The 21,069-nt window shown below is 64.0% G+C and carries 21 protein-coding genes; 14 read left to right on the top strand and 7 right to left on the bottom strand.

All coding sequences use genetic code 11. The features are described 5' to 3' along the window. The first annotated feature begins 40 nt into the window (after window positions 1–40). The 3 genes from CG716_RS26990 (at window position 41) to CG716_RS31260 (ending at window position 2,803) form a co-directional block, all read left to right on the top strand. Window positions 41–889 carry an IclR family transcriptional regulator gene (locus CG716_RS26990; RefSeq protein WP_094484213.1) on the top strand — a complete coding sequence of 283 codons (849 nt, stop codon included), beginning with the start codon at window positions 41–43 and terminating at the stop codon, window positions 887–889. Further along, entirely contained in the window at window positions 886–1,812 is a 927-nt protein-coding gene (locus CG716_RS26995) for a LipP1 family hormone-sensitive lipase (protein WP_094484214.1), read from the top strand. The genes CG716_RS26990 and CG716_RS26995 overlap by 4 nt, the downstream gene beginning before the upstream one ends. Window positions 1,813–2,179: 367 nt before the next feature. Next, window positions 2,180–2,803 (top strand): Dabb family protein, encoded by a 624-nt coding sequence (locus CG716_RS31260; protein WP_337360780.1) that lies wholly within the window; start codon window positions 2,180–2,182, stop codon window positions 2,801–2,803. Here the strand turns inward: CG716_RS31260 and CG716_RS27005 are convergent. Further along, window positions 2,800–3,687, bottom strand: coding sequence for an SDR family NAD(P)-dependent oxidoreductase (locus CG716_RS27005; protein WP_094484216.1), 888 nt, complete (start codon window positions 3,685–3,687; stop codon window positions 2,800–2,802). The genes CG716_RS31260 and CG716_RS27005 overlap by 4 nt on opposite strands. Next, entirely contained in the window at window positions 3,684–5,606 is a 1,923-nt protein-coding gene (locus CG716_RS27010) for a flavin-containing monooxygenase (RefSeq protein WP_234818061.1), read from the bottom strand. The genes CG716_RS27005 and CG716_RS27010 overlap by 4 nt, the downstream gene beginning before the upstream one ends. A gap of 101 nt (window positions 5,607–5,707) precedes the next feature. Between CG716_RS27010 and CG716_RS27015 the strand changes: the two genes are divergently transcribed. The 7 genes from CG716_RS27015 to CG716_RS27045 all read left to right on the top strand — a co-directional run bounded on the left by CG716_RS27015 (window position 5,708) and on the right by CG716_RS27045 (window position 12,500). Then, a complete protein-coding gene (locus CG716_RS27015) occupies window positions 5,708–6,880 on the top strand; it encodes an acyl-CoA dehydrogenase family protein (RefSeq protein ID WP_094484217.1) in 1,173 nt (390 codons plus the stop codon). Beyond that, window positions 6,877–8,445: an acyl-CoA synthetase gene (locus CG716_RS27020; RefSeq protein WP_094484218.1), complete on the top strand. Its 1,569-nt coding sequence runs from the start codon at window positions 6,877–6,879 to the stop codon at window positions 8,443–8,445. The genes CG716_RS27015 and CG716_RS27020 overlap by 4 nt, the downstream gene beginning before the upstream one ends. Before the next feature lie 71 nt (window positions 8,446–8,516). Next, a complete protein-coding gene (locus CG716_RS27025) occupies window positions 8,517–8,999 on the top strand; it encodes a polyketide cyclase (protein WP_094484219.1) in 483 nt (160 codons plus the stop codon). Further along, window positions 8,996–9,859 (top strand): SDR family NAD(P)-dependent oxidoreductase, encoded by an 864-nt coding sequence (locus tag CG716_RS27030; protein WP_094484220.1) that lies wholly within the window; start codon window positions 8,996–8,998, stop codon window positions 9,857–9,859. Before CG716_RS27025 ends, CG716_RS27030 begins: the two co-directional genes overlap by 4 nt. A gap of 1 nt (window position 9,860) precedes the next feature. Then, entirely contained in the window at window positions 9,861–10,895 is a 1,035-nt protein-coding gene (locus CG716_RS27035; protein ID WP_207760793.1) for an alpha/beta hydrolase, read from the top strand. Further along, window positions 10,882–11,958, top strand: coding sequence for a hypothetical protein (locus tag CG716_RS27040; protein ID WP_094484221.1), 1,077 nt, complete (start codon window positions 10,882–10,884; stop codon window positions 11,956–11,958). The genes CG716_RS27035 and CG716_RS27040 overlap by 14 nt, the downstream gene beginning before the upstream one ends. Before the next feature lie 98 nt (window positions 11,959–12,056). Next, on the top strand, window positions 12,057–12,500 hold the full coding sequence (locus tag CG716_RS27045; RefSeq protein ID WP_207760794.1) for a nuclear transport factor 2 family protein: 444 nt from the start codon (window positions 12,057–12,059) through the stop codon (window positions 12,498–12,500). 84 nt (window positions 12,501–12,584) lie between these two features. Here the strand turns inward: CG716_RS27045 and CG716_RS27050 are convergent, their stop codons facing one another. Continuing rightward, window positions 12,585–13,532, bottom strand: a complete 948-nt coding sequence (locus CG716_RS27050; protein ID WP_094484222.1) for a hypothetical protein — start codon at window positions 13,530–13,532, stop codon at window positions 12,585–12,587. Window positions 13,533–13,685: 153 nt separating this feature from the next. Between CG716_RS27050 and CG716_RS27055 the strand changes: the two genes are divergently transcribed. Continuing rightward, complete coding sequence (locus CG716_RS27055; RefSeq protein ID WP_234818062.1) at window positions 13,686–14,300, top strand: TetR/AcrR family transcriptional regulator; 615 nt, start codon at window positions 13,686–13,688, stop codon at window positions 14,298–14,300. Here the strand turns inward: CG716_RS27055 and CG716_RS30940 are convergent. Further along, entirely contained in the window at window positions 14,292–14,570 is a 279-nt protein-coding gene (locus CG716_RS30940; protein ID WP_094484242.1) for a ferredoxin, read from the bottom strand. The genes CG716_RS27055 and CG716_RS30940 overlap by 9 nt on opposite strands. A gap of 2 nt (window positions 14,571–14,572) precedes the next feature. Then, window positions 14,573–15,718, bottom strand: coding sequence for a 3-ketosteroid-9-alpha-monooxygenase, oxygenase component (locus CG716_RS27065; protein ID WP_094484243.1), 1,146 nt, complete (start codon window positions 15,716–15,718; stop codon window positions 14,573–14,575). A 92-nt stretch (window positions 15,719–15,810) separates the two neighbouring features. Between CG716_RS27065 and CG716_RS27070 the strand changes: the two genes are divergently transcribed. After that, a complete protein-coding gene (locus CG716_RS27070; RefSeq protein ID WP_094484223.1) occupies window positions 15,811–17,562 on the top strand; it encodes a 3-ketosteroid-delta-1-dehydrogenase in 1,752 nt (583 codons plus the stop codon). A gap of 18 nt (window positions 17,563–17,580) precedes the next feature. Here the strand turns inward: CG716_RS27070 and CG716_RS27075 are convergent, their stop codons facing one another. Beyond that, entirely contained in the window at window positions 17,581–18,246 is a 666-nt protein-coding gene (locus CG716_RS27075; protein ID WP_094484224.1) for a helix-turn-helix transcriptional regulator, read from the bottom strand. Window positions 18,247–18,345: 99 nt separating this feature from the next. Between CG716_RS27075 and CG716_RS27080 the strand changes: the two genes are divergently transcribed. Both CG716_RS27080 and CG716_RS27085 read left to right on the top strand, forming a co-directional pair. After that, the gene (locus CG716_RS27080; RefSeq protein WP_207760795.1) at window positions 18,346–18,927 is read left to right on the top strand and encodes a PaaI family thioesterase; all 582 of its coding nucleotides are present in this window, start codon (window positions 18,346–18,348) and stop codon (window positions 18,925–18,927) included. Window positions 18,928–19,004: 77 nt separating this feature from the next. After that, a complete protein-coding gene (locus CG716_RS27085; protein ID WP_094484226.1) occupies window positions 19,005–20,564 on the top strand; it encodes an FAD-binding protein in 1,560 nt (519 codons plus the stop codon). On the opposite strand, the gene CG716_RS27090 is transcribed toward CG716_RS27085, so the two are convergent. Then, window positions 20,551–21,066: an Rv2253/PknI dimerization domain-containing protein gene (locus CG716_RS27090; RefSeq protein WP_094484227.1), complete on the bottom strand. Its 516-nt coding sequence runs from the start codon at window positions 21,064–21,066 to the stop codon at window positions 20,551–20,553. The two genes, CG716_RS27085 and CG716_RS27090, sit on opposite strands and share 14 nt — an antisense overlap. Between the last annotated feature and the right edge of the window lie 3 nt (window positions 21,067–21,069).

Raw genomic sequence — 21,069 nt, forward strand, 5'->3', positions numbered from 1 at the left:
TTATATGCCTGGTTGGCATGCTGTCGATGTAGGAGGCCTCATGACAATGGCTGTCGAGAAGGCGGGCGAGACGCCGAGCGCCGTCATTGACCGAATTTCGCTGGTCCTGGATTCATTCGACGGGCCAGGGCGACTGACATTGGCACAGATCGTCCGCCGCACGGGTCTTCCGCGGTCGTCAGCGCACCGCATGCTCGAGCGTCTCGTCGCGCTGCGGTGGCTGCGCCGCGATGGCCGCGACTACGAATTGGGCATGCGTTTGGTCGAGCTGGGATCGTTGGCGCTGCACCAGGACAGAATTCACCGCGCCGCCATTCCATTGCTGCGCGATCTGCACCGAGCGACCGGATTGGTGGTGCACCTCGCGGTCTTGGATGGCTCCGACGTGGTGTATCTGGAGAAGATCGGCGAACAGATGGGGGCAGCGATCCCCACTCGGGTGGGCGGTCGCCAGCCGGCGCACTGTACTGCGGTCGGCAAGGCGATCCTCGGTGAGAACGACACCACGGAAATCGACCTGTCGAACCGAAGGACCCGGTATTCCATTGCTACAGCCGCGCAGCTGGAGGCCGAGTTGGCCAAGGTTCGCGCGCACGGGGTGGCCTTCGAGCGTGAAGAATCGTTGCCCGGATTCGGCTGTGTGGCTGCACCTATCGGCCCGGCCGGTCATGCAGTGGCTGCGGTTTCGGTGTGCGGCCCCATGAATCGGATGTCCTTTGACAATCGGCTCGTCGCTCCGATACGGATGACGGCCATGGCTATCTGGCGTAGCGCTGACGAGGGGCCCGACCGAGTGGCTCCTACGTTGCAGCCACTGCGCCCGCTACGCGGCGGTCCTGGGCCGCGCCCGGTCGGGCCTCGGAATCCCGCCGCCCTGCAGCCGGCGTGACTCTCGACCCTCAGATCGCCGGGCTGATCGAAACTCTCGACTCAGGCTTCCCGCCGGTGCACACGATGACCGGCGCCCAGGCCCGCGCTGCGATCCGCGCCCGTTTCGTCCCCAACCCGAACCCCGAGCTCGTTTCACAGGTGAGCGACCATCAGGTCGACGTCGCTGGTGGCAGCATCGACGTCCGGGTTTATCAGCCCGCGTCGGGTAACCCCTTACCGATACTCGTGTACGCGCACGGCGGCGGATTCGTGTTCTGCGACCTGGACAGCCACGACGGACTGTGCCGCAGCCTGGCCAACCTGGTTCCTGCCGTGGTGATCTCGGTCGGCTACCGGCTGGCGCCCGAGCACCGGTGGCCCACGGCTGCCGAAGACGTTTTTGCGGTCACCGAGTGGGCCGCAGCGCACGCCTCTGAGTTCGGGGGCGATCTCAGCCGGATTGCCGTCGGCGGAGACAGCGCAGGCGGCAACCTCGCGGCGGTCACCACGCTGATGGCGCGCGACCGCGGCGGACCCAATATCGCTGCGCAACTTCTGCTGTATCCGGTGATTGCTGCCGACTTCGACACCGAGTCGTACCGGTCGTTCGGGGAAGGGTTCTACAACCCCCGTCCTGCGCTGCAATGGTATTGGGATCAGTACGCGCCGGCACTCGACGACCGCCGACATCCCTACGCCTCACCGCTGCACGCGGATCTGACCGGACTGCCCCCCGCGATCGTCGTACTCGCGGGCCACGACCCGTTGCTCGACGAGGGCGTGTCCTACGCGAATGCCTTGACTTCCGCCGGGGTTTCGACCACCCGATGTGAATTCGAGGGCGGCATCCACGGTTTCATGACCATGCCGATGCTCGACCTCGCCCACCGGGCACGCCAGGAGGCCAGCCAATCACTTGCTGATGTGCTCAACCATGGCTGAGGTGTTCGTTATCGATCGAGTGGTCACGGCGCCTGGGTGCGCACAGGCTTTCATCGACGCCTACCTGTCCGGCTACGTCCCCGGAGCCCGCGAGCGTGGGATGGATCTGCGTGACGTTCTGGTGAGTCCACCGATCTTGTTCGACGACCGCTCCAACATCGTGACGATCACGTGGTCGCTGCCCAGTCCGCAAGCCTGGTGGCAGATGACGTGGCAGGGTCGACCCGATCCGACGGTGGCTCAATGGTGGGCAGAGATCTCCGATCTCGTAGTCGAGCGCACCCGTAGCGTCGCGTCACACGCCGACGACCTGGATGGCGCCGAGCCACCAGCGCCCCTATCTGACGTGGCCAGTGGCACCGCGACGATGGGCGTCACGCGGTTGCTCGATGTCGTCGAATCCGAACGCGAGCGCGTACTGGACGCACTGCGGAAGGCGGCCGACGCCGCTGATCCACTGCGGGCGCTGGTAGCACCAACGTTGCCGGGGTCGCGCAACGGCGGCGACATCCTGGTGCACTTGCGGTTTCACGACCAACACGCCTGGGATCGAACTGATTTCGATGACGCGCTGGGCGACCCGGCGATCACGCATGTCAACGGCGTGACCTACCGGGGAACACCGCTTCGCCGCGGCAACGGCACGGTATACCGGACGCTGCTGTTGCGGGTCTCCCCCGAAGCATCCGAGGAACAGGTCGCCGCGTTCGAACGCGAGCTGGCGATGATGCCCCGTTACGTACCAACGATCAGAGCGTGGCAGCTGAGCCGAGTCGATGACGCGGTCGGCACGAGCGACTGGACCCACGTCTTCGAGCAGGAGTTCACCGACGTAGACGGCCTTATGGGTCCCTACCTGATGCATCCCGTCCACTGGGCGGTGGTTGACCGCTGGTTCGATCCTGAAACCACCGACATGATCGTCCGAGACCGGGTATGCCACAGCTTCTGCGAGTTGACAACTCCGGCGCTGCCGGCCGGCGAAACCTAAAGCCCGGCGGGCAGGATATTCGGATTAGCCGTATCCGGCGGCGGCAACGGAGGTAACACGGTGGCTCCGTCGAGCGAATGCACCGTCAACTGCTGCGACCACGGATAGTGCAAGCTGAAAGCCACTAGGCCCGTTCGTTGTTCGGCGGGCAGGTGACACATCGCCAACACGGTCTCGGCTAGATATTCCACGGGCTCAGTCGGAAAGCTGTCGGGAATCAGCGCCGCGGCACCGGGGGTCCGCACCGCCGTCGACGGGCCCACGCAGTTCACTGCGATATTGGCGTCAAGCAGTTCAGCGGCCACGCCCTGAGTGAAGCGGTGCAGTGCGGCCTTGCACGATGCGTAGATCACGTCGCCGGCCGTCTTGTTGTAGTCGCGGTAGGGCCGAGCCGGAGCCACTCCGGTTACCGACCCGATGTTGACGATCCACCCTGCCCCTTGTCTCCGCATGTGCGGCACTGCGGCTTTCGTCAACACGAACGGGACCTTCAGGTAGTGCTCGACGGTGCGGTCAAACGTCGACAGTGACATCTCTTCAACCAGCCCGTAGTCGGCGAAGCCGGCGTTGTTGACCACGATGTCGATGCGGCCCGTGCGCTCTACCACCGCCCCGACCAGGCCGTCGCGCGCTGTGGGGTCTTCGAGATCGGCAGTGAGTCCGAACGCGCTACCGCCTGCCTCTTCGATGAGCGCGATGGTCTCCTCGATGGTGCCCGGCATGGTCTCGCTGAAGTCTGAACGGACCGAGATCGATGGCGTGTTCGCGCGCGCAGTCACAGCGACGGTGGCTCCTTCGGCAGCCAGTCGTTGCGCAATCGCCCGTCCGATCCCCCGGCTGCTGCCGGTCACCAACGCCGTTCTGCCGACCAGGATCTGGCTCATCGGAGGATGAAGTCCTCTTCGATCGGCGCCCGGTGCTGTTGCCACAGGTCGACCAGTCGATAGGGGGTGGCCACCACGACGCGCCCGGACTCGGACCGGTAATACGTGTGGGCATTCGGGGTGTGGCACCAGACAGTGCGTTGCATCGCCTCGTCGACGTTGGCGACGTAGTCCTCGTAGGCGCGCTGACTGACTTCGATCGTGGTCGCGCCGCGAAGCGCCATCAATTGCAGACACTCCAGGATGTAATGGGCCAGTACCTCCATCGAGAAGTTGGCGCCTGCACCATGGCCGGGGCTGTAGTTGGGTGCCGAGGTGACGAATAGGTTCGGGAATCCCGGGATGGTGCCGCCCCGGTACGCGCGCGGACTATTGCCCCACTCCTCGCTCAGGGTCTTGCCGTCGCGGCCGCGGATGTCGATTGTGGAGAGGAAGTCCAGGTGATAGCCGGTGGCGTAGATGATGACGTCGAGGTCGATCTGGCGTCCGTCGGCGGTGACGATGCCGTCGGCGTTCACTTCCGCGGGTTCACTGGCTTCGACATCGACGTGATCACGGGTCAATGCGGTGTAGTAGCCACCGGGATCGCGGATGATGCGCTTGCCATACGGCGCAAAGTCCGGGGTGACCTTGCGCGCCAATGCCGTTCCGGCGCCGAAGGTGCGGTCGATGTAGTCCAGACACATTTGCAGCAGCACGTCGTTGGCCGGCGAGATCGACAGGTGGGTTTGCGACCACTCGGGATCTTGCAGGATGATCGGGTAGTTGTTGTCGGCGGTGCCCCAATACGATTTCAGTCGGTGCCACATCGCGTAGAACGGCAGCACTCGGCCGAGGTAGCGACGGTGCTCGGGCACGTCGTCGGTCAGTCGCTTGCGTGGCGCCACCCAATGTGGTTGGCGCTGAAACACAGTGAGGTGCTCAACCTCTTCGACGCACGCGTCGACGATCTGCACGGCGGTGCAACCCGCGCCAATGATCGCCACCCGTTTCCCGCCGAGATCGAGGGTGTGATCCCAGTGCGCCGAGTGGACACTGACGCCGCCGAACGTGTGACGGCCCTTCACATCGGGAAAGCGAGGCCGATTCAAGTACCCGGCCGCCGTCACGACGACGCTGGCATAGTCAAAGCTCAGGGTGCCGTCGGCGGTGCGCGAGTGTATTTGCCACTGTTGGCACTGCTCGTCCCACCACAGCGCTTCGACTTCGGTGCCGAACCTGATATGACGGCGCAAGTCGTGTTTGTCGGCGAGTCCCACCAGGTAATCCTGGTATTCCGCTCCGATCGGGTAGTAGCTCGACCAGTCCGGATTCACCTCCCGCGACAACGAGTAGTAGGCCGACGGCGTGTCCACTCCGATGCCCGGATACGTTGTGGTCAACCAGGTTCCACCAACTTCGGCATTGCGGTCGAAGATGGTGAACTTCACCCCTTCCTCCGCGGCGGCGAGCGCCACGGCGATCCCGGCGATGCCGGCGCCGATGATCGCCATCGTGGTCGTCGCCGGAATCGGCGTGGTCCGTGGCAGCGTGGGTTGCCAGGGTCGAAAACCACCCTGCTCGAGAAGCAGGTCGATTTGTTCGTCGTCGACCACTGTGCCCAATGCGACCGGCAACAGCCGGGCGAACAACTCACGGTCATCGGCGGCGGGCGCGTCGGGTCGTCGGGGTTGGCGGAGCGCGGCCACGATCTCGTCCGCCAGGGCCTCAGCCGTCGCCTCGTCGGTCCTGCCTGCTCGTTCGGGCGGGTCGGGGACATGATCAATTTTCCCGGCATACCGGTCGATAACCGATGCGTCTCCGGTCATCTGCGCCAGAACAGCCACGAGCACACCGGGGTCGGCCTGCAGCAGGTGGTCACGAAGTGTTCCCATGTCGACATCAGCGCTCGACGCGGCGGCAGATGATCCAATGCTCATGGCTCCCGAGTATCGAAGCGATGAGGAGCTGGGGCGGCGCTGTTGTCTACTCAGCGGGAAACAAGACTGCCGCAGCCGCTCCCCGGCTTAGGGTTCCGACCATGCAACGCGTGCATTACGACGATGACCACCTTGCTTTCGGCGAGCTGGCCAGCAGTTTCGCCGCTAAGGAGATTGCCCCGCACATCGATTCCTGGGAGGACGCCGGGATCTCACCCCGCGAGATTTTTGCGTCGGCAGGCGCCATCGGTCTCCTCGGATTCGCCGCTCCCGAAGAGTTCGGCGGCCTGGGCACCAACGACTTTCGCTACAACCAGATCCTCATCGAGCGTTGCATGGCAGTCCATGCCGGAAACGTCGGTCTGAGCTTCGCCGTACACAATGACATTTGCCTGCCCTACCTCGCCGACGTCGGCAATGCGGCGCAGCGACAGCGATGGCTACCAGGCTTCGTCCGGGGCGAGTTGATCGCCGCGATAGCCATGACCGAACCCGGGGCGGGCTCCGACGTCGCCGCCATTCGCACCAGTGGCGTCGATGCCGGTGATCACTTCATCGTCAACGGGGCAAAGACGTTCATCACCAACGGGCAGAACGCGGACCTGGTGATCACTGCGGTGCGCACATCTCCGGATCGCCGCAATGGGTTGACTCTGATGGTCATCGAGCGCGGAATGCCTGGCTTCGAACGTGGCCGTAACCTCGACAAGCTTGGGCTCCATTGCCAGGACACCTCGGAGCTGGTCTTCACCGACGTGGCGGTGCCCAAGGCGAACGTTCTCGGTGACGTGGGCGCAGGATTCGAGTACCTGATGCGCAACCTTCCTCAGGAACGCATGCAGATTGCGGTGGGCAGTGTGGGCCGGGCCCGCGCGGCGCTGCAATGGACCATTGATTACGTCCGCACGCGCGTCGCGTTTTCAAAGCCCATCGGAGCACTGCAGAATACGCGGTTCGCATTGGCCGATGCCGCTACCGAGGTTGCGGTTGCGGAGTCCTTCATCGACCGCTGTGTCATCCAGCTAAACGCCGGCCAACTGACTCCTGCCGACGCCGCGAAAGCCAAGCTGTGGGCGACCGAAATGGAGTTTCGGGTGCTCGACAGCTGCCAGCAGTTGTTCGGCGGCTACGGCTACATGCGCGAGTATCCCATTGCACGGGCCTCTATCGACGCCCGTGTCACCCGGGTATACGGCGGAACCTCGGAGATCATGCGGGAGATCATCGGCCGTGACCTTGCCCTGGACCCGACTCGGACGAAAGCTTCGATGTGAGCCTGGAGGACCTCGTTCGTTCTGCCCGTAGTCAGGGTTTGGGAGACATTCCACGGCGCTCCGCTCGGCGCCACCCGCAGAAGGTCGCCATCATCGACGGCGAGATCACATTGACCTTCGCCGAGTTCGACGAACTCGTCGACCGAGCCGCGGCGGCATTGAGCGACAGCGGTTTAGGTGCCGGTGACCGCGTGGCACTGCTGGCACGCAATTGTTGGCAGTACGCAGTGCTCGCCTTCGCCACCGCGCGCGCAGCGGTAGTGCTGGTGCCCTTGAATTTCATGCTCACCGCTGAGGAGATCGCCTATATCTTGGGGCACTGTCGGGCAACAGGTTTCATTGTTGAAGCCGCCCTGGTCGCCGTGGCCGAAGACGCAATGCGCCGGACCGGGAAGCTCTCGACGCGGATCGCGATCAGGACGACCGGAACGCCGGCATTACCAGGATGGACCGACTTCGCGGACTGGCTAGCCACGACGTCATCGCCGCCGACGCCGGAGATCCATGATGACCAGTTGCTCAGGGTGATGTACACCAGCGGCACCGAATCACGACCCAAGGGTGTAATGCACACCAGCCGCAGTTTGATGTGGCAGTACGTCAGCTCCATCACGGCGGGCTCAATGAGCGCCGACGACGTCGAAATCCATTCGATGCCGCTCTACCACTGCGCTCAATTGGACAACTTCCTCGCGACCGACGTGTACCTCGGGGCGACAAGCATCCTTCTCCCCCGCCCCGATCCGGAGCCGGTGTTGCGCACCATCGAGCGCTACTCGGTGACCAACTACTTCGCACCGCCCACAGTCTGGATAAGCCTTTTACGCAGCCCAGTGTTCGATCAGGTGGATCTGTCGAGCCTGCAAAAGGGTTACTACGGAGCGTCGGCGATGCCGACGGAGATCCTCCATGAAATCAGAGAACGATTGCCCGGCCTCCAGCTCTGGAACTTCTACGGGCAAACGGAAATCGCACCACTCGCCTCGGCGTTGGGTCCCGCAGACCAAGAAGCACATGCAGGTGCTGCCGGGCGCCCAGTGCTCAACGTCGAAACCGTCATCCTCGACGACACCGACACCCCCGTGCCCACTGGGGCGATCGGCGAGATCGCCCATCGCAGTCCACATCTGATGCTCGGATATCTCGACGACCCGCTCAAGTCCGCCGAGGCGTTCCGCGGCGGCTGGTTCCATTCCGGGGATCTCGGCTTTTACGACGACGCCGGATTTCTTCACGTGGTGGACCGCAAAAAGGACATGATCAAGACGGGCGGGGAGAATGTGGCCAGCCGCGAGGTCGAAGAAGTCCTGTATCTGCACAGCGGTGTCGAGGAAGCCGCGGTGTTCGGGTTGGTGCACCCCGTGTGGGTAGAGGCGGTCGTGGCCGCGGTGATTCCACGTGCGGGCGTGGAGTTGACCGAGGATGACGTGCTTGCGCACTGCCGGAAGCATCTCGCCGGGTTCAAGACCCCCAAGCACATCTTCTTCGTCAGCGATTTGCCGAAGAATCCCAGTGGGAAGCTTCTCAAACGCGACCTCCGGCAACGGTTTAGCCTGCCTGGCTAGGACACCTCGGGGTGTTCCACTCATCGGACACCGGAGGTCTTTTCCTGGCCAGTTTCTAGTTCACTGCGTTCATGAGCAACGAGATCACTCTGCCCGAGCTTCAGGAGTTCGTCGCCGGATTCTGGTACGCCTATGACCAGGGACAGTTCGACGTGCTCGCGACCCGAATCGGCGAGGAAATGGAGTACCTCAGCCGCTCGGATTCGGGCAGCTGCCCGTTCGAGCATCTACTGGCAGCCGAGCTTCGCGGCGGACCGGAGACGCTGGCGTGGCTGATCGAGCATCGCAACGAGAACCCGTACCCGTGCCGTCACCACGCGACCAACATCTTCCGGACCGGGACCACCGGTGACGTGACGAGTGTCCGGTTCTATCTTTTCGTCAATCAGATCACCAATAACGTGCCCTTCGCCGTGTCCAGCGGTGTGGTCGACGCCGGCATCAGACGCTCGGCCGACGGACTCGTGTTCACCTTCATGACGGTCGTTCTCGACGCCGAGGATTCAGTGCCGTTCGCTCAGCACGCCGCGGCCGCCACCACGCAACCCGCGTGAACGCCCGCGAGGCCTTCTCTGGAGGCGTCGCCGTCATCACGGGCGCCGGCGCCGGGATCGGCGCCGGGTTGGCCCGGCATGCCAGTCGGCTGGGGATGACAGTGGTACTCGTCGACGTCGACGGGGCGGCAGTGGCGACGCTTCGCGAAGAGCTGACTGCCGCAGGCGGATCAGCGATCGACATCGTCTGCGATGTTCGCGACGCGGAAGCCGTGCAGGCTCTGGCCGACACCGTATACCGCGACGTAGGCGATGTGCGACTGTTGGTCAACAACGCCGGAATCGAACAGTTCGGCTACCTCTGGGACACCCCGGTAGCCAATTGGCAACGGGTACTGGACATCAACGTCACCGGCGTTTTCCACGGTATCCGGGCGTTTCTGCCAAAGATGATGGCCACCACCGCACCCGCCTGGGTGTGGAATCTTTCTTCTGTCGGGGGCGTCGCGGTGGTTCCGTTGCAGGCGCCCTACATCGTGAGCAAGCACGCCGTCCTCGCGCTGACCGAGTGCCTGCATCTGGAAGTCCAGTCGGCTGGCCACGATCACCACGTCCACATTCAGGCGGTACTGCCCGGGGCGGTGGTGTCCAACATCTTTGAGTCCGCCGGCGGTGTGCAGTCCGGTGACGCCAGCGCCGCCGAGGCCCAGCGCATGGCCATGCTCGATATCAAGGCCGAAGCGATGGACCCGTTGGCCGCTGCCGAAGCAGTGTTCGAGCAAGCCGCAGAGGGCCGGTTCTATCTGCTCACCCAACCCGACTACGTCGGGTCGGCGATGGCGGAACGGGCGCGTGTCTTGACCAGTCAGGCGGCTCCCCGGTTGCGCACCGAGCGCCGGTTCGATCCCGCTGAGAACTGAGGTGCGCCGCCCCCAGCTCGATCCTGACGCCGCCGCCCGCGTCGCATCCTTCGGTGACATAGAGCCGATGCGCACCCGGGGATTGGCGGTCGTGCGCGCCGGCCTGGAATCCGCACCGCGGCCCGATATGCCGCCCATGGTGAGCATCGAGGACCTGACGGCACCTGGCTCGGCGGGTCCGATCCCGCTTCGCCTCTATCGCCCCACCGCCGAGTCTCGTTCTCCCGTGCTGATTTACCTGCACGGCGGCGGTCTGGTGATGGGCACCAACCACTCGTTCGAGCCGCTGGCGCGTGAGCTCGCCCACGCCAGCGGCGCCGTGGTCGTCGCCGTCGAATACCGGTTGGCACCGGAGTCACCACCACCGGCGCAGTTCGAGGACGCCTACGCGGCCACCGAATGGGTCAGCAGCCACGGTGATGACCTCGACCTGGACGTCGGCAGGCTGGCGGTCGTCGGCGACAGTGCGGGCGGTTCGCTCGCCGCCGCCGTGGCCCTCGCCGCCCGCGACCGCGCAGGTCCACACATCTGTGCGCAGGTGTTGCTCTACCCCGGCCTGGACAGAGACATGGGTGCACCATCGATCACCTCGATGCCGGATGCGCCGATGCTGCGCCATGACGACATCGTGTACATGCACGAAGTGGTCGATGGCGAGGCCGGGTCGCCCCAGGATGCCTATCAGATCCCGGCCTATGCCACCGATGTGAGCGGATTGCCGCCGGCCGTCATCGTCACCGGGGAGTGTGACCCGATTCGGGATTGGGGTGAGCGTTATGCCCGCCGGTTGGCTGGTTCGGGGGTACAGACCACGCTGACGCGCTATCCCGGTGTGTACCACGGCTTTCTGATGCGTTCCGACACGACCGCTCGCGGCCGCTTGGCGATCGCCGAGATCGGCGCGCTGCTCCGCGCGAGGTTCATCCACCTCAACAACGAATCTCCCGGTCAACGGACGCTCGACAGATCATCAGAGCAGGCGCTACCCACAATCGAAACACCAGACCACCAAGGAGAGCACCATGCTGACCGATGAGCGGCGTCTCGAACTGTCCGATGTCCTGCGCCCCGTCGCCCCGCCACGCGAGATCAGCGACATCTACACCGATGATCAGCGACAGCGACTGCTCAATGTCGTACACACTCAAGGACCCTGGAATCTCATCATCGCTCAGCACTTCGCTTCGGCCGACGAACTCATGGCGACCATGAGCGGTGCGTTCCCCGAGGGATTCACTCCTTCGCTCGACCTCTTCCTGACGCCGACGTTCCGCGGGTATCTGGCCAACTACGGAACGGTCCTTTATCCCGAGCTGCATGACTGCTTCTACAACGCCGACTTCATCGAGCACGCCAAGAACTACTGGAACGCGCAGTACGCCAAGCCAGAGATGATGCTGTTCAACATCAATGGGCCGTGCGCCAATCGCGACCCAGGCCACCTGGACTCCCCGAGCTTCCGTGGGGTACGCCATGAAAACGCCCCGACCTGGTTGTGCAGCGTGATGGGCAAGTCGGGGCTGTTCACCGAATATCTGATCAAGATGGCGCAGGTCATCACCTGGTTCTCCCTCGATGAAGGCTCGGGCTTCACCTACTGGGCCGACGGCCCGCTCAAGCCACCCGCCCGCGTGCTACCCCCCATCAACAATCGCGGGGTGGTGGTCCAGAACGAGATGATGGTGCACCGCGGGGAGGCCAATGGACCACTGGATCAACAGGTTCCGAGCGGTCTGGCATTCGACACCGTCTTCACCGGCGACCCCGCTGATCGCGATCAATGGCTGCTGAAGAACGGTGACGACGTCATCGCACGGCACCACACGAATGAGTTGCGCTTCCTGGTGCACTGGTCAGCAGAAGTGTTCACCGACTTCGACGAACTCAAGAAGAATATGGACGGCTCCGACGACATCACGATCGAGCGGGCAATCGGCATGATGGTTGACGACCTCAAAGGCAAGGGCATCACACTCGACGTGCCGGGCGAGCCGCTGCACGATCCGCAGTTCATCGGAGCGCTCAACGCCGCGTACGACCTCGGCGGTCCAACCAGCTACCCAGAAGACGCGCCGGTGAGCGCGTTTCAGTTCGCGTGAGGTCCCGGAGTCGGATCGGGTATCGGCGCGGCAACGGTGGCTCGCGTACTCGACGAAGGCGCCACGGCGCACACGCCTGACCGACACAGGGATGTGGTATGGATTCAGATTTCCTGATGCAGTTGCGCGATGAACGTGCCATCGAGCGGGCGCTGATCCTCTTCGCACGTGCGATGGACGAACGTGACTGGACCACAATGGCCGAGATCCTCGCGGAAGACGCTCAAGGAGACTTCGGCACCGGACGGCTCGAAGGCGCCGCAGCCATCATCGAGTTGATTCGCGGGTATCTCGACAACTGTGGCGCGACCCAGCACCTTCTGGGCAACGTCCTAGTCGACATCCAGGGGGATAGTGCCGTCAGCCACGCATACATCCGGGATGTGCACCTTGACTCGACCGATGCCCCAGACACGCGTTTCTATACGATCGGCGATTACCGGGACACGTGGCGGCGGCGCCCGGACGGATCCTGGTGCTTGGCCGAGCGAGTCAAAGCTAACCGTGGATACGTCGGAACACTCGAAGTGTTCGGCAACTGAGCACGCCTGCGTAGCGGTTGGCCGGCACAGCCCCTGCCGGTGGGTGTGCCTCCGACCGGGACCGTGCACGACAACGACTAAGCCCTATTCCTTGACCGTCACATCCATGAGAGGGATTCGGCTCATGGCCGTTGCGCGCGGGTCTGGTGCCGCGTCGGCGGCCGCGTGGTTCTCTTCACCTCGGGTGTAGGTCCACACACAGAACGGCTCGCCCTGGGCGAACTTGAAGTCCTTGGGCGGCAGATTGATTGCGAGCTTGCAGCCGGGGAAGAACGGTGCAGAGATGCGCTGCTCGAACGTGCAATTCATCCACGCCCGCGCCGGCGGGTAAAGACCCTCGTCGGTGTACTTCTGCAACACCTCACATCGGCGCATATTCAGCACCACGTGGTCAGGGTTGTAAACGATGTACTCGCCGCCGTAACCCAGCGTGCCGTCGATACTCAAGACCGCGAGCTTGAGGAAGTCCACGACGTGCACCGGCTCGATCTTGAAGACCTTAGCCAGCTTCGGGTACTGGTAATCGATGATCAGCTGGTACATGTCCGGCAAGCCGAGCCAGACCTCTTCCTCCGGGATGATCTTCGTCCACTGGTCGATGAAGTAGTTGTGCCCCTTGAGGTACTGGTCCCAGTACGTCTTGATGAGCCGTATCAACGCCGGCTTGGTCAAGTCCTCGGTCTGCACGTCGAACGGGATGGCCTGATACTGCGCGTCCTTCCAGTCCCAGCCGGGAGGTGCGATGAACCGCCCCATGGGCATGACCTGTCGCATCCCCGCCCGTGAGACCTCGGCCGCCACGTCCATGGCCGCATTGATGCCTACCTTTTCGGAGTAGATCTTCACGTGGGCGTACGGCATGAAGTTCAGGACATCCTCGAAGACCTGGGCGAGGCCGAGGAGAAAGTCGCGCGAGAAGTCCTGGATGTTGCCGACCTTCCCCATGAAGTCATGGGTGTAGTCGTCGTAGTTCAGTTCCTCGGCCTCGGGTGGTGCCGCATTCCCCGCGGCTTGTTCGGTAGCGGTCGACATTCGCTCCTCCTCAGTGGGCAGTCGTTGGATGTCAGATTCGGCCTATGTGGCAGAATCTGACTCAGAAGCTAGCCGCAGCGCGACCTGCGGCAGGACCGCTTCCCGATGACCGGGAGATCACGGCGGAAATATGAGAGCTGAGGAGTGGCGACGGTGAGTCGAGAAGGCAGGCCTGCGACTCTCACCGAGCGGCGGGCCGAGGAACTGCGCTTGGACATCGCCGTGGCGGCCCGCGACATCTTTCTATCCGACGGTTCGACATCCGCCACGGTGGAACGCATTTGCGACGCCGTCGGGATCGCACCGCGGACGTTCCACCGGCATTTCCCGATGAAGGAAGACGTCGTCCTGCCACTGTTCCGCCAGTTCGGCACGCTCAGCCTGCACGTACTGACCGATGCCGGCACCGACGGTGACGCGGTCGACGTTCTCGTCGAGGCATTCAGCACCGAAGTGCCCAAACGGGGCCAGATCGATCTCGACCGGGCCTTCATGACCCTGGTGTTGGATACTCCGGGATACCGCCTGCGCTGGCTCGACTGGGGTCAGGACCTCGCCGGACCCATTACCGACTTCCTCGGCGCCCGCTTCGACCTCGGGCGCGATCCGTTCACGCGGGAGTTACCGGCGCAGTTGGTGATTCAAGCCTGCCGACACGCTTATGTCTATTGGGTCGACCACGGCGACTTCACCGATCTGCGCGCCGCCCTAAGGACCGCGATGCGCATGATCGTCGGAGCGCTGTCCCCGACAGTGGGCTCAGGCTGAGCCGTCGACAACTACCAGAGCGCCAGTGCGCACTGCATCGTTGATCGATCCACTGAGGGCTGAACAAGCCAGAAACAGGCCCCGCCCGCCGCCGGCCGCTAATTGGACCGCGGTACAACGCTCTTCGCATCGATCCAAAGCGGGGCCGGTCCATTGCACGCTGGTTTGGTTCCAGCTGCTTTTCCGCACCTGCACGCCGGCTCCACAGCGCCGACAGTCGACCGGGACCATCGGCGCGTCGGCGAGACGGTTGTCCGGACGGATGGCCATCGTCATCCCACCGATCCGGACCCTGAGCCCCTGGCCGCGATATTGGCGTCCACTTCCTTCATCCACGCCGCGGTCGGTTGGGTGGTGTCGAGCTCGAATTCGAAGCGGTTCACCATGTCTGGCGTGACATCGGCGATGTCGACATAGAATTGCTCGTACCAGCGTCGCAGCTGATACACCGGCCCGTCCTCCTCCACCAGCAGCGGGTTGTCGATACGGGTCTTGTTGCGCCAGATCTCGACATCCTGCTCGAAGCCCATTTTGACGAAGTCGCCGAGACCTATCGCCGTCTGCATGGCCAGCTCATCAGGCAGCTCAGCCGACTTCTTAACGATGATTCCATATTGCAGCACAAAGGAATTCGCGTCGATGGGATAGTGGCAGTTGATCAGCACGGTGCGGTGGTCGACGTCGGTGTAGTGGTAGGTCAAATCGTCGATCATGAATGACGGACCGTAATACGACGCCACCGATGTGGTCCCCAGCATCTGTGTTTCGCCAGGTTCCCCGATATCGGGACGGCCGGCGCTGTTCATATATTGCGTCGCGACGTGCCCCTCGAAGATGTTTTTGAAGTGTGTCGGAAGCGATCCGTGGATGTAGAAGAAGTGCGCCATATCCACGACGTTGTCGATGATCTCGCGGCAGTTGGTGTGCACCACCGTGGTGTACCAATGCCAATCGGTCCACTCATCACTGCTGGCGCCCTCGATACGAGGAATGGTCACATCCGCCGGGGGCGCTTTCCGTTCGGGGTCGTTCCAGACGAACAACATGCCGTCCTGCTGCAACGTGGGCCACGAGGCGGTGCGCGCCAGCCGGGGGGTGCGCTTGCTGTAGGGCACCAACTTGCAGCGGCCGTCGCCTCCCCACCGCCAGTCATGAAACGGGCACGCGATCTCGTTGCCCTTGACCGTCCCCTGCGACAGATCGCCGCCCATGTGCCGGCAGTATCCGTCGAGCACGTTGACGGCGCCGTCCTCGCCGCGAAACACCACCAGCTTCTGACCGAAGGCGTTGATCTGATGTGGCTTTCCGTCGGCGAAATCACGGACCAAACCGAGGCAATGCCACCCGCGGGCATACCGGGTGGGCACCGAGCCGGCCTCGATCAGCCGAACCTCGTCGGCCTCAGAATGCGTCGTCATCATGCGTCCGTTCGTCGATCGGTGGATTCGCGGGCTGATCCCATTGAACTTCGCATGGTGGCGTCGCAGAGGAGCGCGTTCCGCTGAAAGGGATGCTGGAATCGAAATCCCCGCACACGGTCTTATCGTCAGCAATTGTGACCGTCACCAGCCACGACACCGTTCCTGCCGGACTTGCTATCACAGACGCCGAAGTGGATCTTCTCGTCGTCGGATCGGGCACCGGGCTCGCCGCCGCACTGACAGCCCGCGAACTGGGATTGTCCGTTCTTGTTATTGAGAAGTCCTCCCACGTCGGCGGTTCGACCGCCCGCTCTGGCGGCGCTCTGTGGCTCCCGTCGACCGCGGTGATCTCCGAATGCGGCGGCGTCGACTCCGCAACCCGGGCGCAGACTTACCTTGACGGCGTCGTCGCCGGCTCAGCCCCACCGGAGCGATCGACGGCCTACCTGAAGGCCCTGCCGGCGACCGTCGAAATGCTGCGCCGCACCACACCGATGAAGCTGTTCTGGGCCAAGGAGTACTCCGACTACCACCCCGAAGTGCCCGGTGGTTCAGCCGCCGGACGCACGTGCGAATGCCGTCCGCTGGACACGGCGATTCTGGGCCCCTACCTCCCCGATCTGCGTCCGGGCATCATGGAGACCAGCTTTCCGATGCCGACGACCGGTGCGGACTACCGCTGGATGAACCTGATGAGCCGGGTTCCTCGCAAGGGCCTGCCCACCATCATCAAACGACTTGCGCAAGGCGTCGGGGGCCTGGCCCTGGGCCGTCGCTATGCGGCCGGAGGCCAGGCGTTGGCCGCCGGCCTCTTCGCCGGCGCCATTCGTGCCGGGATCCCGATCTGGCTCCGAACTGCCCTGACCGAGTTGGTCACCGACGGAACCAACGTCACCGGCGCAATCGTTGAGCACGCAGGCAAGACCGTCACCATCACCGCGCGGCGTGGCGTCGTGCTCGCCGCCGGCGGCTTCGACCACAGCATGGATATGCGGTGGAAGTTCCAATCGGAAAGCCTCGCAAGCAATCTCAGTCTCGGAGCCGAGTCCAACACCGGTGATGCGATTCGGATAGGCCAGGAGATCGGTGCCGATATTGCGCTGATGGATCAGGCGTGGTGGTTTCCCGCCGTCGCGCCGCTGCCCGGCGCGGCCCCTGCGGTGATGCTGGCTGAGCGGTCGCTGCCCGGATCGTTCATCGTCGACCAGAAAGGTCAGCGGTTTGCCAACGAATCCTCGGATTACATGAGCTTCGGGCAGCGCGTCCTCCAGCTCGAAGCTCAGGGGACGCCGGTGGACACCATGTGGATCGTCTTCGACCAGCACTACCGCAACAGCTATGTCTTTGCCGCTGAACTGTTCCCCCGCATGGCCATCCCCCAGAGCTGGTATGACGCAGGAATCGCTGTTCGCGCAGACGATTTCGGTCAGCTCGCAGCCGGAATGGGTGTTCCGGTCGATGAATTCCGCGCGACGGTGTCCCGTTTCAACGAGAACGCATTCGCCGGCGAGGACCCCGACTTCGCACGGGGGCGAAGTGCATACGACCGTTATTACGGCGATCCCACTGTCACCCCGAACCCGAACCTGCGGCCACTGGTCAAAGGGCCGTTCTACGCCGTCAAGATGGTGCTGAGCGACCTCGGCACCTGCGGGGGTCTACGCGCCGACGATCGAGCCCGGGTACTGCGCGAAGATGGGTCTGTCATCAACGGGCTGTATGCAATAGGCAACACCGCCGCCAATGCGTTCGGCAACACCTATCCCGGCGCCGGTGCGACCATCGCGCAAGGATTGGTGTACGGATACATTGCCGCCCTCGACGCCGCGAATTCGACGTAAATCGGCAGGGGCCGAGGATCAGTCCGCGTCTTCGGCGTCGGCTTTGCGCTCGATCTCATACCAGTACGCGGGATCTGGCCACGGGATCTTAGCGCCCTCACCGACTTTCGGAAAGTTGGCCTCTGCCTCGTCGAGATCTTTGATCAACCTCAAGGTGAGCTCGCGTTCTGACGCGTAGTAGCGTTCCGCCCAATCGAGTGCGATCTTGGCGTATGCCCAAGACGGATCTGCAGCGGCCCATCGCGCTTCCTTGGCAGCATCGCGTTGCATGTCGTCGATATAGGCGATGTGATCTTGGAGCATCTGTTTGAGGGCAGCGGGATCACTCAGGTGTCCCAGCGTCACCCTCAAGATCGCCGGGTGCTTCAGCGACGGCGGCTCCAACGGGGCTTCCCGTGCCCAGCGGGTGACCGCTTCCATGCCGGTTTCGGTGATCTTGTAGAGCCGTCGGTTGCGTGTACCGGTGCCGTCGAGTCGTGAGGTGAGCAGACCCAGCTTCTCCAGCTTTTTCAGCTCGGAATAGATCTGACTGAACGCTGGGCTGCCGTAGTAGTAGCGCATGCTCCAGTCGATCCACTTGCGGATGTCATAACCCGACAGTTCTGTCTCGTACGAGAGCATACCGAGCAGTGCCCAGCCCGTCGCAGAGAGCGACGGCTGGGTTGAAGGCTCGGGTTCGGTCACAGTCCAAGGGTATCAACCCAGGTCACGGCCTCGCTCGCACCAACCGGTGGCCGGGACGTCGCGTTGCATAACGACCCGCACTGCTTGGAACCTGGGAGGATGCACCCGGAGACGCTTTACGCGTCGCTTACCGAATCCGTTCGTCGGCTTGTCGATGTCACTATCCGCAGCCGATCCGATCTCGACTGCATCGCGTCGGCGAAGGCGAAAATCGACGCTGCGGCAGACGAATTGAGTGACACGCTGATTCCTGGATCATTCGGCGTTCAACACGACAGTGACGGGCGGCCGCGTGCGTGGGGCAACGCAGTCATCGGACTGCGCAACGCCTTGGCTCCCCCGCTCGTGGTCCATCATGAAGCCGACGGAGGCGTCTGGGCCGAGGTCACGTTGGGGGCGGCCTACGAAGGGCCGCCGGGTCATGTGCACGGCGGAATCTGCGCCCTGCTTCTCGACCATGTCCTCGGCGCCACCGCGCATAAGCCCGGCCGGCCGGCCGTAACCGGCACACTCGCGCTGCGCTACGAGTTGGGGACGCGACTAGGACCCCTGAGGGCCGAAGCCCGGGTCGACCGGGTGGAGGGTGCGAAGACCTTCGCCGTCGGCCACCTCTCAACCCCGGACGGCGTGACCGTGCGCGCGGAAGGCGTGTTCATTCATCCGCGCACGGTCGAGCCCTAGAACACTCGCTCACCGGGAGTTGTTGTTGCTTCGCGTGCGGTCACCGATCACAGTGGGGCAGGCGACAAAGGAGGCCGATGACAGCGCAGGACACCTCATTCGACGAGATCGTCGACGTCATAGTGGCCGGCTCCGGCGGGGGCATCACGGGCGCGTACACCGCGGCCCGCGAGGGCCTGTCGGTGGCGCTGGTGGAGGCGACCGACAAGTTCGGCGGGACGACCGCCTACTCGGGCGGCGGCGGCATGTGGTTTCCGTGCAACCCGGTGCTGCAACGTGCCGGCAGCGACGACACGATCGACAAGGCCCTCAACTACTTTCACGCCGTCATCGGTGACCGCACCCCACTCGAACTGCAGGAGACCTACATCCGCAGGGGCCCCGGCCTGATCGAGTACCTGGAAGGCGACGAGGAGCATTTCACCTTTGGTGTGCTGCCCTGGCCGGACTACTACGGCAAGGCCCCCGATTCGCGCGGCGACGGTTTGCGCCATATCGTCGCCGCCCCGATCCGCGCCGAGAAACTGGGCCCGTACGCCGGTTTCGTGCGCGGGCCCCTCGACCACGATCGGCTCGGCACTCCGGCTCCGGCGAAACTATTCGGCGGCCGCGCCCTCATCGGCCGCTTCCTGGCCGCACTGGCCGGCTATCCGGACGCCGCGCTGTACCGCAACGCGCAGCTGACCGACCTCATCACCGAAGACGGGCGGGTGGTCGGTGCGGTCGTGCAGCGTGACGGTGCCCCGGTGCGGGTCGGCGCCAGGCGCGGAGTGTTGTTGGCGGCAGGCGGATTCGAGCAGAATGCCGAACTGCGCCGTACCTACGGCGTCCCCGGCTCCCCGAAAGACACCATGGGCGGCCCTGGCAGCACCGGCACCGCGCTCGAGGCGGCGCTGCGCGTGGGCGCCGACACCGACCTGATGGATCAGGCATGGTGGTCACCCGGCCTGACCCACCCCGACGGTCGATCGGCGTTCGCGCTGTGGTTCACCGGCGGCATCTTCGTCAACCAGGCCGGGCAGCGATTCGTCAACGAGTCCGCGGCCTACGACCGAATCGGCCGGCAGATCATCGACGAGATGCGGGCGGGCCGCCTCGATACTCCGTTCTGGATGGTCTACGACAATCGTGACGGCGAGGTGCCCCCGGTCAAGGCGACCAACGTCTCGATGGTGGACACCGAGAGTTATCGCGGCGCCGGATTATGGCGCAGTGCAAGCACTCTGGCCGAACTGGCCGAGGTGATCGGGGTGGACGCCGACAATCTGGAGCAGACGGTCGCCCGCTACAACGCGATGGTCGCCGCCGGTGCCGATACCGATTTCGGCCGCGGCGACGAGGCTTACGACCGGGCCTTCTCGGGAGGCGAATCGCCCCTGGTGCCGATCAACACCCCACCGTTCCACGCGGCGGCGTTCGGCCTGTCCGACCTCGGGACCAAGGGCGGCCTGCGCACCGACACCCAGGCCCGGGTGCTCGACAAATCCGGTCAGCCGATCCCCGGTCTGTACGCGGCAGGCAACAGCATGGCAGCCGTCAGCGGAACCACATATCCGGGCGGCGGGAACCCGATCGGCGCGTCAATGTTGTTCAGCCACCTGGCCGCGCTGGATATGGCGGCTGTCAGGTCTGCTTGACCAGCTTGAACGGCATGTTGATGAACAATGCGAGGCTGTGACCGCAGGCCCCCGGTACCCCGGTGGTCTCGTCCTGGCCGACCAACGTAGTGGAACTCGGATCGGTCTGGTCGCCGCCGGGGCTCGCTCCATGGAACCGATAGACCTGGTAGCCCGGGGCGGTGGTGCCGTCGTCACACGGCATCCAATCCGGAAGCGTCCGCTTGACGCGCCAATCCCCGCCGGTCTGGAAGATCGGAGCGGTCCAGCCCGCGTCGCTGCTCACGGTGCCGATGCACTCCGTCGGGTAGCTGCACGTCGACGAGATGGTCCAGATACTCCGGACGCTCTTCTCGTTGTGAAAGACGTCGTTGTTGGTGGCCCACTCACCATTGGAGGTTGCGGTGAACGTCCCGTTGAGCGCCCAGTTATCGGACGCGTGCGCAGTGGCAGGGTTCACCGCACCAGCCATCGTGGCAGCGGTCAGCACCGCGACGCTGATCAGCGTCCCCGATCTCAGCATGTG

It is taken from the genome of Mycolicibacterium sphagni (assembly GCF_002250655.1).
GTDB classification, from domain to species: domain Bacteria; phylum Actinomycetota; class Actinomycetes; order Mycobacteriales; family Mycobacteriaceae; genus Mycobacterium; species Mycobacterium sphagni.